This is a genomic window from Amycolatopsis sp. CA-128772, from assembly GCF_002904295.1.
In the GTDB taxonomy this organism is placed as follows: Bacteria; Actinomycetota; Actinomycetes; order Mycobacteriales; family Pseudonocardiaceae; genus Amycolatopsis.
In genome coordinates this window covers 72,304-87,823 of sequence record NZ_PPHG01000031.1, presented here as the reverse complement: position 1 = coordinate 87,823, position 15,520 = coordinate 72,304, and the positions used below count along the sequence as shown (strand labels likewise).

13 protein-coding genes and 1 pseudogene are annotated in these 15,520 nt (G+C 72.0%); 11 read left to right on the top strand and 3 right to left on the bottom strand.

Annotated features, from left to right (window positions below):
• Positions 1 to 3: 3 nt before the first annotated feature.
• The gene (locus C2L59_RS15275) at positions 4 to 882 is read right to left on the bottom strand and encodes a TIM barrel protein (protein ID WP_103350164.1); all 879 of its coding nucleotides are present in this window, start codon (positions 880 to 882) and stop codon (positions 4 to 6) included.
• A 112-nt stretch (positions 883 to 994) separates the two neighbouring features.
• Between C2L59_RS15275 and C2L59_RS15270 the strand changes: the two genes are divergently transcribed.
• From C2L59_RS15270 to C2L59_RS15260, 3 genes are all read left to right on the top strand, one after another.
• A complete protein-coding gene (locus C2L59_RS15270; RefSeq protein ID WP_103350163.1) occupies positions 995 to 2,017 on the top strand; it encodes a LacI family DNA-binding transcriptional regulator in 1,023 nt (340 codons plus the stop codon).
• Entirely contained in the window at positions 2,014 to 3,012 is a 999-nt protein-coding gene (locus tag C2L59_RS15265; RefSeq protein WP_199199084.1) for a Gfo/Idh/MocA family oxidoreductase, read from the top strand. The genes C2L59_RS15270 and C2L59_RS15265 overlap by 4 nt, the downstream gene beginning before the upstream one ends.
• Before the next feature lie 128 nt (positions 3,013 to 3,140).
• Positions 3,141 to 3,614 (top strand): GNAT family N-acetyltransferase, encoded by a 474-nt coding sequence (locus C2L59_RS15260; RefSeq protein ID WP_233223507.1) that lies wholly within the window; start codon positions 3,141 to 3,143, stop codon positions 3,612 to 3,614.
• Positions 3,615 to 3,648: 34 nt separating this feature from the next.
• On the opposite strand, the gene asnB is transcribed toward C2L59_RS15260, so the two are convergent.
• A complete protein-coding gene (gene asnB / locus C2L59_RS15255) occupies positions 3,649 to 5,490 on the bottom strand; it encodes an asparagine synthase (glutamine-hydrolyzing) (RefSeq protein ID WP_103350161.1) in 1,842 nt (613 codons plus the stop codon).
• Between the two features lie 393 nt (positions 5,491 to 5,883).
• Here asnB and kdpF point away from each other — a divergent pair, with 393 nt between their 5' ends.
• The 6 genes from kdpF to C2L59_RS15225 are packed head-to-tail and all read left to right on the top strand — an operon-like array spanning position 5,884 to position 13,461.
• Positions 5,884 to 5,976 (top strand): K(+)-transporting ATPase subunit F, encoded by a 93-nt coding sequence (gene kdpF, locus C2L59_RS15250; protein WP_103350160.1) that lies wholly within the window; start codon positions 5,884 to 5,886, stop codon positions 5,974 to 5,976.
• Entirely contained in the window at positions 5,976 to 7,637 is a 1,662-nt protein-coding gene (kdpA, locus tag C2L59_RS15245) for a potassium-transporting ATPase subunit KdpA (RefSeq protein WP_103350159.1), read from the top strand. Before kdpF ends, kdpA begins: the two co-directional genes overlap by 1 nt.
• Positions 7,634 to 9,631, top strand: a complete 1,998-nt coding sequence (gene kdpB, locus C2L59_RS15240; protein WP_103350158.1) for a potassium-transporting ATPase subunit KdpB — start codon at positions 7,634 to 7,636, stop codon at positions 9,629 to 9,631. Before kdpA ends, kdpB begins: the two co-directional genes overlap by 4 nt.
• Before the next feature lie 5 nt (positions 9,632 to 9,636).
• On the top strand, positions 9,637 to 10,227 hold the full coding sequence (locus C2L59_RS15235; protein WP_103350182.1) for a potassium-transporting ATPase subunit C: 591 nt from the start codon (positions 9,637 to 9,639) through the stop codon (positions 10,225 to 10,227).
• 4 nt (positions 10,228 to 10,231) lie between these two features.
• Positions 10,232 to 12,766: a DUF4118 domain-containing protein gene (locus C2L59_RS15230; RefSeq protein WP_103350157.1), complete on the top strand. Its 2,535-nt coding sequence runs from the start codon at positions 10,232 to 10,234 to the stop codon at positions 12,764 to 12,766.
• Positions 12,763 to 13,461 (top strand): response regulator, encoded by a 699-nt coding sequence (locus C2L59_RS15225; RefSeq protein WP_103350156.1) that lies wholly within the window; start codon positions 12,763 to 12,765, stop codon positions 13,459 to 13,461. The genes C2L59_RS15230 and C2L59_RS15225 overlap by 4 nt, the downstream gene beginning before the upstream one ends.
• 588 nt (positions 13,462 to 14,049) lie before the next feature.
• Here the strand turns inward: C2L59_RS15225 and C2L59_RS48945 are convergent.
• A pseudogene (locus tag C2L59_RS48945) lies at positions 14,050 to 14,160 on the bottom strand (hypothetical protein); the annotation flags it as partial.
• Positions 14,161 to 14,481: 321 nt separating this feature from the next.
• On the opposite strand from C2L59_RS48945, the gene C2L59_RS48935 reads away from it, so the two are divergent.
• A complete protein-coding gene (locus tag C2L59_RS48935; RefSeq protein ID WP_233223509.1) occupies positions 14,482 to 14,808 on the top strand; it encodes a hypothetical protein in 327 nt (108 codons plus the stop codon).
• A gap of 56 nt (positions 14,809 to 14,864) precedes the next feature.
• Positions 14,865 to 15,470, top strand: a complete 606-nt coding sequence (locus C2L59_RS15210) for a hypothetical protein (RefSeq protein ID WP_233223508.1) — start codon at positions 14,865 to 14,867, stop codon at positions 15,468 to 15,470.
• Positions 15,471 to 15,520: the final 50 nt, after the last annotated feature.

The following is a 15,520-nucleotide window of genomic DNA, read 5'->3' as shown; positions in this document are numbered from 1 at the left end:
ATTTCAGAGGGCGCCGGTGATCCCGGCGAGGTGGGCCAGGCTGCGCTCGGTGTCCCGCCGGGGTAGGTCGTCGGGGCTCGAGTCGCCGAGGGCGGTGTCCTGTTCGAGGACGTACCAGCCGTCGTAGCCGGCGGCCTGGACGGAGCGCACCATCGACGCCACGTCCACGTCCCCCTCGCCGAGCGGGGTGTAGATGCCCCGCCCGACCGCTTCGGTGTAGTCGAGCCGGCCCGCGCGGACCTCGGCCGCCAGGTCTTCCCGGACATCCTTGAGATGCACGTGCCCCACCCGTTCGGGATACCGCTTCGCGAGCTCGACCGGATCCGTCCCGCCGATCATCAGGTGCCCGGTGTCGAGGCACAACCCGAGATCGGAATCGGCGAGGAACCGCTCGACCTCGGCCCGCTGCTCCACGTGCGTCCCGACGTGCGGGTGCAGCACCGTGCGCAGGCCGTGCGCGGCGGCGATGTCGCGGATCTTGCCCGCGGTGTCGACGAGGGTCGCCCATTCGGCGCCGGTGAGCCGCGGGCGGTCGTCGTAGCCGTCGAGCCCGGTGGCGGCGGCGAGGACGAGGACCTCACCCCCGCAGGCGGCGAAGAGCGCGGCGGACTCTTCGGCTTGCTCGAGCGCGTCCTGCTGGTTCTCGTGGAGCACGACGGCGAGGAAACCGCCGACGAGCCGCAGGCCGTGGCCGCCCAGCAGCTCCCGCAGCTCGGCCGGGTCGCGGGGCAGGTAGCCGGGCGGGCCCAGCTCGGTGGCCTGCACGCCCAGCGCCGCCATCTCGCCGAGCACGGTCGCCGCGTCCAGTACCCGGCCCCAGCCCGGGACTTCGCAGACGCCCCAGGAGATCGGGGCGGCGGCCACGCGGATCGTCGCTGTCACAAGGGGCCTCCGTTGGTCCGTTGGAGCGCTCTATTGATTAGAGCGCTCTAATCTTGTAGCGTCCGTCACAGCAAGTCAAGGCTGAGTTTCCGGTGATCAGGGGAGGTGCGGCGTGGTGCGTCCGACCATGGAGGACGTCGCCGAACGGGCGGGAGTCTCCCGCGCACTGGTCTCTCTGGTGATGCGGAATTCCCCGAAGGTGTCCGACGCGCGGCGCGCGGCCGTGCTGCGCGCGGCCGAAGAACTCGGCTACCAGCCGCACGTGATGGCGCGCTCGCTGGCCAGCCGGACGTCCACCGTGCTCGGCGTGATGGTCAACGACCTGCGCAACGCCTTCTTCGCCGACATCGTCGAGGAGCTGGACACCGCCGCGCAGGCGGCGGGGTTCGACCTCATCCTCAACACCGGCGGCCGCAGTCCCACGCGGCAGGGGAACGCGCTGCACAACCTGCTTTCCTTCCGCCCGGCCGGGATCGTCCTGCTGTCCCCGGTCGTCCCGGCGGCGTCGATCCAGGCCGCGGCCGGGCAGTGCCCGGTCGTGCTGGTCTCGCGGACGATCCGGTCGTCACTGGTGGACACGGTGAACGACGACGGCGAGGCCGGGTCCGCGCTGGCCGTCGACCACTTGGCCGGGCTCGGGCACCGGCGCATCGTGCACCTCGACGGCGGCGGCGCGGCCGGTGCGGCGCAGCGGCGGCGCGGCTTCGAGTCGGCGATGCGGCGGCACGGTCTCGAGCCGATCGTCGTGCGCAGCGAACACACCGACATCGGGGGCGAGAACGCCGTGCGGGAGCTGCTCGCCGCGTACCCGCGCGCGGAACTGCCGACGGGCTTGGTCTCCGGCAACGACTTCAACGCCGTGGGTGCGATCTCGGCCCTCGAAGAGGCCGGGCTGCGCGTGCCCGGGGACGTTTCGGTCGTCGGCTACGACAACACTTCGCTCGCCGCCCTGCGGCACCTTTCCCTGACCACGGTGGACCAGCCGCGCAAGGACATGGCGAGGCTGGCCTTTGCGGCCTTGCTCGAACGCGTCCGCGGGGAGCGCACGGAGCCGGTCCGGCACCTGCTGCACCCGTCACTGGTGGTCCGCGCGACCACGGCCGAGTTTTCTGCGACAGGAGGAGCTTCACGATGAGGTTGGGATTGGCGGGCACCGGCCGGATCGGCACCGCGCACGCGGAAACGTTGAAGGGCTTCGAAGAGGTCGAGTCGGTCGTCGTGGCCGACGTCGACACCGCGCGAGCCGTCGCCGCGGCCGCGAAGCTCGGCGTCGAATCGGTTTTGCTCGACGAGCTGTTCGCCGCGGACCTGGACGGCCTGGTCGTCACGGCGGCGACGGACGCGCACCCCGGCCTGATCATCGCGGCGGTCGACGCGGGCCTCCCGGTGTTCTGCGAAAAGCCGGTGGCCGCGGACATCCCGGGCACCCTGGCCGTGATCGACCGCATCGGCGCGTCGGACGTCGGGGTCCAGATCGGCTTCCAGCGCCGGTTCGACGCGGGCTACGCGGCGGCGCGCGCGGCGGTCGCGTCGGGTGAGCTGGGCTGGCTGCACACGCTGCGCGCGACGACGTTCGACCCGGCGCCCCCACCGGCGGAGTACGTCGCCCACTCGGGCGGGTTGTTCCGCGACTGCGGCGTCCACGACTTCGACATCATCCGCTGGGTGAGCGGCCGCGAGGTCGACGAGGTCTACGCGATCGGCGCCAACCGCGGCGAGCGGTTCTTCGCGGACGCGGGCGACGTCGACACGGCGGCGGCGACGCTGACCCTGGACGACGGCACCCTGGCCACGGTTTCGCTGACCCGCTACAACGGCGCAGGGTACGACGTGCGGCTCGACGTGCTGGGTTCGGTGTCGGGCGTGGTGGTCGGCCTGGACGACCGGGCGCCGCTGCGGTCGGTGGAGCCGGGGGTCGTCCCGCTGCCCGGGCCGGCGTACCCGGGGTTCATGGAGCGCTTCCGCCCGGCCTACACGACGGAGCTGCGCGCGTTCCTGGACGTCGTCGCGGGCCGGGCGCCGTCACCGTGCGGCGCGGCGGACGCGTTGGAGGCGTTCTACATCGCGGAGGCGTGCGAGGTGTCCCGCCGGGAACGGCGGCCGGTGAAGCTGACGGAGGTCCGCCGCTAGCCGGAACTCACGTGATCAAAGCCGGAACTCACGTGATTGAAGCCGGAACTCGCGTGATCGGGGCCGGAACTCGCGAGTTCCGGCGTTATCCGCTCGCGCCGGATCCTCCCGGCCGGGAAACTGCGGGCGTGACAAGCCTGATCCCGCTGGACGAGGCCGCCTTGGCGCGGCTGCTCGAAGCCGCCGTCGCCGGGGCCGATCCCCTGGAGGTCATGCCCCCGGTCGAGGGACCGCCGGGTTGGACGAGGGTGCGCCGCGAAGCGTTCCTCGCGTTCCACCGCGCCCGCTCGCTGAACCCGGCGACGGCGGTGGAACGCACCTGGGTGATCGACACCGACGGCACCGCGGTCGGCGCGGCCCGCCTGGAGCCCCACGGCGACGCCGTCGAGGCGGGCATCTGGCTGAGCCGGCAGGCTCGCGGCCGCGGCATCGGCAGGCAGGTGACGGCATTGCTGCTTGCGGAGGCCCGGGCGACCGGCGCGGCGAGGTTCGTCGCCTCGACGACGGCGGACAACCACGGCGCCCGCGCCCTGCTGTCCGGAACGGGCGCGGCGCTCACCGCCGAAGGGGACGAGGTGGCCGCGAACCTGCGGCTCGGATGACCGGTCCGGCGCGCCGCGCCGGACCGGTTCAGCCTCAGTCGAGCTGCAGCTCCGGGGAGTACATCTCGATCCAGTGGTACAGGTCGAGCAGCCGGTCCAAGCCGATCCGGTCGGCCGGGGCCATCGTCGCCGAGTCCACTTCGGACACCCGGTGGGTCCAGGACCGGTCGACCAGGCCGAACACCGCGTGGCCCGGCTCGGCCAGGACCTCCTTGGCCTGCTGCTGCAGCGCCGCCGCGTAGCCCGGGTCCTGGGTCGACGGGTACGGGCTCTTCACCCGCTGGGCCACCGACTCCGGCAGCACGTGCTTGGTCGCGTGCCGCAGCAGGCTCTTCTCGCGGCCGTCGAACGTCTTCAGCGACCACGGGGTGTTGTACACGTACTCGACCAGCCGGTGGTCGCAGAACGGGACCCGGACCTCCAGGCCCACCGCCATCGACGCGCGGTCCTTGCGGTCCAGCAGCATCCGCACGAACCGGGTCAGGTGCAGGTGGCAGATCGTCCGCATCCGCGCCTCGGTCTCGGACTCGCCTTCGAGGTGCTCGACTTCCGACACCGCGGAGCGGTACTCGTCCCGCAGGTAGGACTCCAGGTCCATCTTGCGCATCAGCTCGGGCGTGTAGATCGACGTCCGGTCGGTCATCATCGCGCTGCGGAAGGCGATCCAGGGGAACATCTGCGCGTTGACCGCAGCCTCGTCGAAGAACCAGCGGTAGCCGCCGAACACCTCGTCGGCCGACTCACCCGACAGGGCCACCGTCGACTCGCCGCGGATCGCCTTGAACAGCAGGTACAGCGACGTGTCCATGTCGCCGAGGCCGGCCGGGATGTCCCGCGCCCGCAGGACCGCGCGCCGCACCTCCGGGTCGGTCAGCTCGGCCGGGTTCAGCACGACGTCCTTGTGCGCCGAGCCCACCAGCGAAGCGACGTCCCGGACGAACGGCGAGTCCGCCGTGTCCCGCATCTCGTCCGGCCGGAAGTTCTCCTCCTGGCCGAAGAAGTCGACCGAGAACGTCCGCAGCTGCTCACCCTGCTCCGCCAGCCGCGCGGCCGCGAGTCCGGTGACGGCGCTGGAGTCCAGGCCGCCCGACAGCAGCACGCACCGCGGGACGTCGGCGACCAGCTGCCGGTTGACGATGTCGGTCATCAGCTCGCGCACGCGGGCGACCGTCGTGTCCTGGTCGTCGGTGTGCTGCTTGGCGTCCAGCTTCCAGTACGTCCGCGTCCGGACGCCCTCGCGGGACACGGTGACGATCGTGCCCGGCCGGACCTCCTCCATGCCTTTCCACAGCGACCAGCCGGGCTTCTTGGTGAACGCCATCAGCTCGCGCAGCCCGTCCGTGTCGACGACCTTCGCGGCCAGCGGGTTGGCGAGGATAGCTTTCGGCTCGGAGCCGAACAGCACGCCGTCGGCCGTGGGGTAGTAGTAGAACGGCTTGATGCCCATCCGGTCGCGGATCATCACGAGCCGGTCGTCGCGCTCGTCCCAGATCGCGAAGGCGTACATGCCGTTGAGGTGGTCGACGACCGCGTCGCCCCACTGCAGGTAGCCGTGCAGCACCACTTCGGTGTCGCTGTCGGTTTCCCAGGTGTGGCCGAGCTTGGTCAGCTCCTCCTTCAGCTCGGTGAAGTTGTAGGCCTCACCGCTGTAGACCATCGCGATGTCGCCGTTCGGCGTCGACACGGTCATCGGCTGACGGCCGCCGGGCAGGTCGATGATGGCCAGCCGCCGGTGCCCGAGGGCGACGTGCCGGCGCACCCAGGTCCCCGCGTCATCCGGCCCGCGGCAGGCCATCGTGGCCGTCATGGCGTCGACGACGTCCTGGCGTCGGGTGAGGTCGGCGTCGTAGGAAACCCAGCCGGCAATACCGCACATAGCCCCTCCCGGTAATTGCTTAGCAGGTACAAGTATCGGTAACCCAGGTTTAACACGCCCCGAAGATCTTGTCTGCCCGAATTGCACGTTCCGCACCTGTTCGCTCACGCGGTGTGTCGCTTGTCACTGACCAACTACCTGCGGTGAGAGGGCAAACGTTTGCGTGACCGCCGCCACCGGCCGTCAAGGCGGCGTAAATGCGCGTCAGGACGGCATCAAGGCGCCATCAGCCGGCCGCCGGAGAGACCTTCCCGGACCGCACAGTGACGTCGTCCCGGTCACCGAACCCGGTGACCCGTCCTGAGAGGTGCCTGTGGCCGACTTGCTCTACGCCGTTCTCCTGATCGGCGTTTTCGTGGTGCTGGCGCTCGTGCTGCGCGGCTTGGAAAAGCTGTGAGCGCCGTGGCCGACGTGGTGGGCGGGCTGCTCGCGCTCGGCCTGCTCGGTTACCTGTTCGTCGCGCTGATCAGGCCGGAGAAATTCTGATGTCCGACACCGTGGCCGGGCTCATCCAGCTCGGCCTGCTCCTCGCCGCCCTCGCCGCGGTTTACCAACCGCTCGGCGACCACCTGGCGCGCGTCTTCTCCACCGAAAAGCACTGGAAGCTCGAAAAGGGCCTCTACCGGCTCTTTCGCGTCAACCCCGACGCCGAGCAGCGGTGGCCGACCTACGCCGCCGGCGTGCTCGGCTTCTCGTTCGTCTCGGTCGTCCTGCTCTACCTGCTGCAGCGCCTGCAGCCGCTCCTGCCGTGGAACCTGGGCCGCGGCTCGGTGGACCCCGGCGTCGCCTTCAACACGGCGGTCTCGTTCGTCACCAACACGAACTGGCAGTCCTACGTCCCCGAGACGACGATGGGCCACTTCGTGCAGATGGCCGGCCTGACCGTGCAGAACTTCCTGTCGGCGGCGGTCGGCCTGGCCGTGGCGATCGCGGTGACGCGCGGCTTCGTCCGCGCGAAGACCGACCGGCTCGGCAACTTCTGGGTCGACCTCACCCGCGGCACGGTCCGCGTGCTGCTGCCGATGGCCTTCGTGTTCGCCCTCGTCCTGGTCGCACTCGGTGTGGTGCAGAGCCTCAAGGCGGGCATCGATGTCACGAGCCCGGACGGCAGCCACCGCACCATCGCGCTGGCCCCGGCCGCGAGCCAGGAGGCCATCAAGGAACTGGGCACCAACGGCGGCGGCATCTTCAACGCCAACTCCGCGCACCCCTTCGAAAACCCCACCGCCTGGTCGAACCTCGTCCAGCTCTTCCTGATCCTGGTCATCCCGGTCAGCCTGACCCGCGCCTTCGGCACGCTGGTCGGCCACCGCCGCCAGGGGTACGTCCTGCTCAGCGTGATGGGCGTGCTGTGGGCCGCTTCGCTGACGCTCATCTGGTTCTCCGAAGCGCGCGCGAGCAACCCGGCCGCGCTGGCCGCCGGGGCGAGCATGGAAGGCAAGGAGCAGCGGTTCGGCACCGGCCTGACGTCGATCTTCGCCGACACCACCACCGGCACGTCGACCGGCGCGGTGAACGGCGCCCACGACAGCCTGTCCGGCCTCGGCGGCGGCGGCCCGCTGCTGAACATGCTCTACGGCGAGATCTCGCCCGGCGGCGTCGGCACCGGCCTCTACGGCATCCTCGTGCTGGCGATCATCGCGATGTTCCTGGCCGGCCTGATGGTCGGGCGCACGCCGGAGTACCTGGGCAAGAAGCTCGGCAAGCGCGAGGTCACCTGCGCGGCCGTCGCGATGCTGGCCATGCCGACCGTGGTGCTCCTCGGCTCCGGGATCGCCCTGCTGCTGCCGGGCACCGCGGGCGCGCTGGGCAATTCCGGCGCGCACGGGCTGTCCGAGGTCCTCTACGGCTACGCGTCGACCGGCAACAACAACGGCAGCGCGTTCGGCGGGCTGACCGCGACGAGCGACTGGTTCCAGTCGTCGTTCGGGGTCGCGATGGCGTTCGGCCGGTTCGTGCCCATCCTCGCCGTGCTCTGCCTGGCCGGTTCCCTGGCCGCCCAGCGGAAGGTGCCCGAGACCGCGGGCACCCTGCCGACCACCGGGCCGCTGTTCGCCACCCTGCTCACCGGCACGGTGGTGCTCGTCGCGGCCCTCACGTTCATCCCGGCCCTCGCGCTCGGGCCCATCGCGGAGGCACTCGCATGACCGTCGGCGCCGGGGTGTTCAGCCCCCGCCAGCTCTGGACGTCGCTTCCCGAGGCCGTCCGGAAGCTCAACCCGAAGCACCAGCTCGGCAACCCGGTGATGTTCGTGGTGTGGGTGGGTTCCGCCCTCACCACGGTCTTCGCCGTCACCGATCCGGGTGTGTTCAGCATTCTGATCGCCGCCTGGCTGTGGTTCACGGTCCTGTTCGCGAACCTCGCCGAGGCCGTCGCGGAAGGCCGCGGCAAGGCCCAGGCCGAATCCCTGCGGCGGTCGAAGAAGGAAACCGTCGCCCGCCGGCTCACCGCGGCAGGGGAGGAGCAGGTCCCCGGCGTCGAGCTGAAGGTCGGCGACCTGGTCGTCGTCGGGGCCGGGCAGGTGATCCCGGGTGACGGCGACGTCGTCGAAGGCATCGCGACCGTCGACGAATCCGCCATCACCGGCGAGTCGGCCCCGGTCATCCGCGAGTCCGGCGGCGACCGGTCGGCCGTCACCGGCGGCACGACCGTGCTGAGCGACCGGATCGTCGTGCGCATCACCACCAGGCCCGGCGAGTCCTTCGTGGACCGCATGATCGCGTTGGTGGAAGGTGCCTCCCGGCAGAAGACGCCGAACGAGATCGCGCTGACCATCCTGCTCTCGACGTTGACGATCATCTTCCTGCTCGCCGTCGTCGCGCTGCAGCCGATGGCCCGCTACTCCGGCTCCGAGCAGCCGGTGATCGTGCTGACCGCGCTCCTGGTCTGCCTGATCCCGACGACGATCGGCGCGCTCCTGTCCGCGATCGGCATCGCGGGCATGGACCGCCTGGTCCAGCGCAACGTCCTGGCCACCAGCGGCCGCGCGGTGGAAGCCGCGGGCGACGTCTCGACGCTGCTGCTCGACAAGACCGGCACGATCACCTTCGGCAACCGCCGCGCCACCGAGCTGATCCCGGTCGGCACGTCCACACCGGACGAACTCGCGCGGGCGGCCAGGCTGGCCAGCCTGGCCGACGAAACACCCGAGGGCCGCAGCGTCGTCGAGCTGACGTCGGAACACGCGGCCCAGGACGAGCTCGGCGAGTTCGTCCCCTTCACCGCGCAGACCCGGATGAGCGGCCTCGACCTCGGGACGTGCCGGATCCGCAAGGGCGCGGCGAGCGCCGTGCGGGCGTGGGTGCGGAACAACGGCGGCGAGTTCCCCGACGAGACCGAGCGGGTCGTCGACGACATCAGCGCCCAGGGCGGGACGCCACTGGTCGTCGCCGAGGACACCGTCGTGCGCGGGGTGATCCGGCTGTCCGACGTCGTCAAGCCGGGCATGAAGGAGCGCTTCGAAGAGCTGCGCTCAATGGGCATCAAGACGGTGATGATCACCGGCGACAACCCGCTCACCGCGAAGGCCATCGCCGCGGACGCCGGCGTCGACGACTACCTCGCCGAGGCCAAGCCCGAGGACAAGATGGCCCTCATCCGGCAGGAGCAGGAAGGCGGCCGGCTGGTCGCGATGACCGGCGACGGCACCAACGACGCTCCCGCGCTCGCGCAGGCCGACGTCGGCGTCGCGATGAACACCGGCACCTCGGCCGCCAAGGAAGCCGGGAACATGGTCGACCTCGACAGCGACCCGACGAAGCTGATCGAGATCGTCGAGATCGGCAAGCAGCTGCTGATCACCCGCGGCGCGCTGACCACCTTCAGCGTCGCGAACGACCTGGCCAAGTACTTCGCGATCCTGCCCGCGATGTTCACCGGCATCTACGCCCAGCTGGGCGGGCTGAACGTCATGCACCTGGCCACGCCGAAGTCGGCGATCCTCTCCGCGGTCATCTTCAACGCGCTGATCATCGTCGTGCTCATCCCGCTGGCCCTGCGCGGCGTGCGGTACAAGCCGTCGTCGGCCTCGGCCCTGCTGCGCCGCAACCTGCTCGTCTACGGCCTCGGCGGGATCGTCAGCCCCTTCCTCGGGATCTGGCTGATCGACCTGCTCGTCCGCCTCATTCCCGGAATCGGGTGAAAACCGTGAACACGCTCGTCAAACAGACCTGGGCCGGGCTGCGCGTCCTGCTCGTCATGACCATCCTGCTCGGGATCCTTTACCCCCTGGCCGTGTGGGCGATCGCCCGTATCCCGGGGCTGGACTCGAACGCCGAAGGCTCGATCGTCACGCAGAACGGCCAGGCCGTGGGGTCGTCGCTCATCGGCGTCGACCCGGTGCCCGCCGACCCGGCGCACGACAGCTGGTTCCACACCCGGCCGTCGGCGGCCACCCCCGAGGTGCCGTCCGGCGCGTCCAACAAGGGCCCGTACAACGAGGACCTCGTGAAGAGCATCGGGGAGCGCAAGGACGCCATCGCGCAGCGTGAAGGCGTATCCCCCGATCAGGTACCGCCGGACGCCGTGACGGCGTCGGGCTCGGGCCTCGACCCGGACATCAGCGTCGCCTACGCCGACCTGCAGGCCGCGCGGGTCGCGCGGAACACCGGCCTGCCCCTCGACCGGGTGAAGCAGGTGATCGCGCAGAACACGAGCGGAGCCGGGATCGGCGTCCCCGGCGTGGCTGTGCTCCCGCTCAACTTGGCCGTGCGCGCCGCGGCCGGAGGGGCACACTGACAGCGTGACCACCGAGAACGTGCCCAAGCCGCGCCGGGGAGAGCTGAGGATCTACCTCGGCGCGGCTCCGGGCGTCGGCAAGACCTTCGCCATGCTCGGCGAAGCACGGCGGCGCCTGGACCGCGGCACCGACGTCGTCATCGGGCTGGTCGAGACGCACGGCCGCGCGAAGACCGCGGAACTCCTCGACGGCCTCGAGACCGTCCCGCGGCGGCACGCCGAGCACCGCGGCCGCGAGTTCGGCGAAATGGACGTCGACGCGATCCTCACCCGCGGGCCCGAGGTCGCCGTCATCGACGAACTGGCGCACACCAACGTGCCCGGCTCGCGCAACGCCAAGCGCTGGCAGGACGTCGAAGAGCTGCTGGCCGCGGGCATCGACGTGCTGTCCACGGTCAACGTGCAGCACCTGCAGAGCCTCAACGACGTCGTCGAGCGGATCACCGGTGTCACCCAGCAGGAGACCGTGCCGGACGAGGTCGTCCGCCGCGCCGAACAGCTGGAGCTGGTCGACATCACGCCGGAGGCGCTGCGGCGGCGCCTGGCCCACGGGAACGTCTACCCGGCCGAGCGGATCGACGCCGCGCTCGGCAACTACTTCCGCCCCGGCAACCTCACCGCGCTGCGGGAACTGGCGCTGCTCTGGGTGGCCGACCAGGTCGACGTCGCCCTCCAGCGCTACCGCGCCGAGCAGCGCATCACCGACACGTGGGAGGCGCGCGAACGCGTCGTCGCCTCGATCACCGGCGGCCCGGAGAGCGAGACGCTCATCCGCCGTGCGAGCCGGATCGCCACCCGCGCCGGCGCCGAACTGCAGGTGGTGCACATCCTGCGCGGCGACGGCCTGGCCGGCATCAGCCCGGCCGCGATGGCCCGCTACCGCAAGCTCGCCGAGGAGGTCGGGGCCACGTTCCACACGGTCGTCGGCGACGACGTCCCGGGCGCCCTCCTGGACTTCGCCCGCGGGGTCAACGCGACCCAGCTGATCCTCGGCACGTCGCGGCGCTCGCGGGTGGCGCGGCTGTTCGACGAGGGCATCGGCGCGTCGGTGGTCCGCCGGTCGGGGCCGATCGACGTGCACATGGTCACCCACTCCGAGGCCGGCGGCCGCCTGCGGACCGGGCTGACCGCGAGCCCGCTGGGGGTCTCGCGGCTGGTCACGGGCTGGGTGCTGGCCATCGCGGCGCCGGTGCTGGTCACCCTCGTCGGCGTCGTCCTGCCCAGCGGGCTCGACTTCGCCACCGACGTGATCGCCTACGTGCTGGTCACGGTCGTCGTCGCCCTGGTCGGCGGCCTCGGCCCGGCGCTGCTGGCGGCCGTCCTCGGCGCCGGGCTGCTGAACTTCTTCTTCACGCCGCCGCTGTACACGCTCAACGTGCACACCCCGCAGAACCTGGTGACGCTGATCGCGATGGTCGTGGTCGCGGTGCTGGTCGCCCTGGTCGTCGACCAGGCCGCGCGGCGGGCGGCGCAGGCGGCGCGGGCCCGGACCGAGGCGGCGCTGCTGGCCTCCTACGCCCGGACCGTGCTCACCCACGCGAACCCGATCGAGCGGCTGCTGGCCAAGGTGCGCGAGAACTTCGCGCTGACGTCGGTGACGCTGCTGGAGAAGCAGGACGGCGTGTGGCAGTGCGTGGCGACCGCGGGGGAGCACCCGTGCGCCGACCCGGACGAGGCCGACGCCGACATCGCCGTCACCGCCGACGTCCACCTGACCCTGCGCGGCCGGGCGCTGCCGGCGGCCGACCGGCGGGTGCTGGAAGCCGTGGCGGGACAGGCGTTCCTGGCCCTGCGGCAGCAGCGGGCCGCGGCCGCGGCGGCGCGCGCCGAGCGCAAGGCCGAGGCGACCGAGCTGCGCACGACGCTGCTCTCGGCCGTCGGCCACGACCTGCGGACGCCGCTGACGTCGATCAAGGCGTCGATCGGCAGCCTGCGGGCCGCGGATCTGCAGTTGTCCGAAGAGGACACCGCCGAGCTGATGGAGGCCATCGAACTGTCCGCCGACCGGCTCGCCGGGCTGATCGACAACCTCCTCGACTCGTCGCGGCTGGCCACCGGCGCGGTGCGGCCGCACCTGCGTCCGGTGGGCTACGACGAGGTCGTCGCGCACGCGCTGTCCACTGTGGACGGCTCGGACCACGTCGTGGTCGCGATCGACGACGAGCTCCCGTCGGTGCCGGCCGACCCCGGCCTGCTGGAACGGGTGGTGGCGAACGTGCTGGACAACGCCCTCCGGCACGGCGGCGCTCCGGTGTCGGCCCGGGCCAGCGCGCACTCCGGCCAGGTCGAGCTGCGGATCGTCGACCACGGTAAGGGCCTGCGCAAGGGGGCCGCGGACTCGGCGTTCGCGCCGTTCCAGCGGCTCGGCGGCGACCGGGACACGACCCCGGGCGTCGGGCTCGGGCTGTCGGTGGCGAAGGGGTTCACCGAGGCGATGGGCGGCACGATCCGCGCCGAGGACACCCCGGGTGGCGGGCTCACGATCGTGCTGTCCCTGCCCGCGTTCAGTGTCGAGTACGAAGAGGAGGGGGTGCGATGAGCGACCCGGGCGCCACCGTGCTGGTGGTGGACGACGAGCCGCAGATCGTGCGGGCCCTGCGGATCAACCTGACCGCCCGCGGCTACAGGGTGATCACCGCGCACGACGGCACGGCCGCGTTGAAGGCGGTGGCCGAGACCAAGCCCGACGTCGTCGTGCTCGACCTCGGCCTGCCCGACCTGGACGGCACGGAGGTGATCGCGGGCCTGCGCGGCTGGACGACGGTCCCGATCATCGTGCTGTCGGCCCGCGTCGATTCGGCGGACAAGGTCGAGGCCCTGGACGCGGGCGCCGACGACTACGTGACGAAGCCGTTCGGCATGGACGAACTGCTGGCCCGCCTGCGCGCGGCGGTCCGCCGCTCGGCGGTGGCGGGCGCGGACGGCGCGGACGCGGTGGTGGACACGGCGTCGTTCAGCGTGGACCTGGCGGCGAAGAAGGTCCGCCGCCACGACGGCGTGGAAGTCCACCTGACGAAGACGGAGTGGGGCGTGCTGGAGCTGCTGGTCCGCAACCGCGGCCGGCTGGTGGCGCAGAAGCAGCTCCTGCACGAGGTGTGGGGCCCCTCGTACGAGACGGAGTCCCACTACCTGCGGGTGTACCTGGCCCAGCTGCGGCGGAAACTGGAACTGGAGCCGTCCCGGCCCCGGCACCTGCTGACGGAACCGGGGATGGGGTACCGCTTCGAGGTCTGACCCGGTGGGTATCCGGCCGGGTGCTGGGTGCTGTTCGTCCGCCGGCGCCGTCGAGCGGGACGTCCACCAGGATCGCCCCGGCGAACGTGAAGAACGGGAAGCGCCACAGCGGGCCGTCGTGGCGCGCCGGTTCGTGAACGGTGAGATCGTGTGCTCCGCGCGCATCACCGCGTCGATCGTGACGTCGTGGCTGCCGGTGCCGCGCAGGCCCATGACGTCCCAGTTCCCGACCACCCGCGCCTGCGCGGCCGGGACGACGGCCAGCCGCCGGTCCGGCCCGCGGCCGGGCACCATCCGCGGCGCGTCGCCGTCGAACACCAGGGCGTCGTCGAAGACCAGGGCGTCGTCGAAGAACAGGGCGGAGTGCGGGCTGCCGCTGCAGAAGCCCCAGCGGCCGGTGAGGGAGAACTTCCCGGTGCCGTCCGGGACGAGCCGGCCGGCCGGGGCGAAGACGCCGCCGCCGATCGGGTCCGGGGTGCCGGCGACCAGCTCCGCGGCGACCGCCGGCTCGAGCCACGCCAGGAACGCCGAGCCGTTGCCGATGGCGATCGTCCACCCCGCGGAGCCGTCCGCGCGGGCGAGTTCCTCGAGCACCTCGACGATCGTGGCGGGCGGCAGCTCCAGCCCGCCGGGCACGCGCGAGGTCGCCAGCCGGAAGAGCCCGGCCGCGCGCGCCCGCTCGACCAGGTCGCGGGGCAGGGTCTGGAGCTGCTCGGCTTCGGTGGCCCGCGCGTTCAGCTCCGGCGCGAGGTCCCGCGCGGCGGTGACGGCGTCGGATCCTGGCGTCGGCTTCGGCGCTGTTCCGGGAGAAGGGGTACGCGGGCGCCGCGATGCCCGAGGTGGCGAAGGCGGCGGGTGTCTCGGTGCAGACCGCCCACAAGGCGTTCGCGAACAAGGCGACGCTGCTCAAGGCCGTCTTCGACGTGACGGTCGCCGGCGACGACGAGGACGTCCCCATCGCCGGCCGCGACTTCATCGCCGCGAATCCAGGCCGAGCCGGACGCCGCCCGCAAGATCACGATGTACCTCGGCCACTTCGCGGCGGTCATGCCGGCGGTGGCCCCGGTGCAGCTGCCGGCCCGCGACGCGGCGGCCGCCGGCCCCGCGGCCGCCGAGGTGTGGGCGCAGCTGCGGCGGGAATCGCTGATGGCCATGACGTACTTCCCGGCCGACCTCGTGGCCACCGGCCAGGTCAAACCCGGCCTGACCGCCGACGACGTCCGCGACATCCGGTGGACCTGCCACGGCCCGGAGCAGTGCGAGCTGCTCTGCCTGGAGCGCGGCTGGCCCCCGGAGCGCTACGGGCGGTTCCTGCGCGACGCGATGGTCGCGGCCGTCCTGGCCTGAACGCACCGAAGGCCACCGCCGCAGCGGTGGCCTTCGGAAGCTGTCCTGCTCACGCCGTGGTGCTGGTCCCGGTCGTGCTCGACGACGGCGCGCCGGCCGAGCTCGAACCGCCGCCGCTCGGCTCCGTCGGGGTGGTCGACGGCGGCGTGGTCGGGGTGGTCGGCGTCGTCACCGGGGGCGGTGTGGTCGTCGTCTTCGGCGGGGGAGAGACCGACGTGTGCACCGGCGGGGGCGGGTTGCCGCCCGTGTCGCTGCGCGGCGGGGGCGGGGCGGGCTGGGTGACGACCGTGGTGGTCGTCTTGCCGTCCGGGCTCACCGACACCACCGTCGTCGGCGCGCTCGACGACGTGGGGCTCGACGTGGTCGGCGCCCCGCTGGAGGTCGAGGGGTCGGTCGACGACGGGCTCGCCGGCAGGGTCTGCACCCCGGCCGGGACCGTGCCCTGGCCGCCGGGGCCGCCCGTGCCGCCCGCGGTGGTCGCCGGTGCGGGGCCGGCGAGCTCGGCCACCGCGGCGAACGCGGTCGCGACGACCAGCCCGGCCACCCCGAGCACGACGTACCCGGTGCGGTTCGGTTTGCTGCTCTTGGGCGGCGCGGTGTCGATCCTGGTGATCCGAGAGCTCGAATCCGACCCGGCGGGGCGGGGCATACGGGGCTCCTAGGGGAATTCGGGGAGGCGCGGGCGAGGTCGTGGATCGGGGCAAAGCCACGG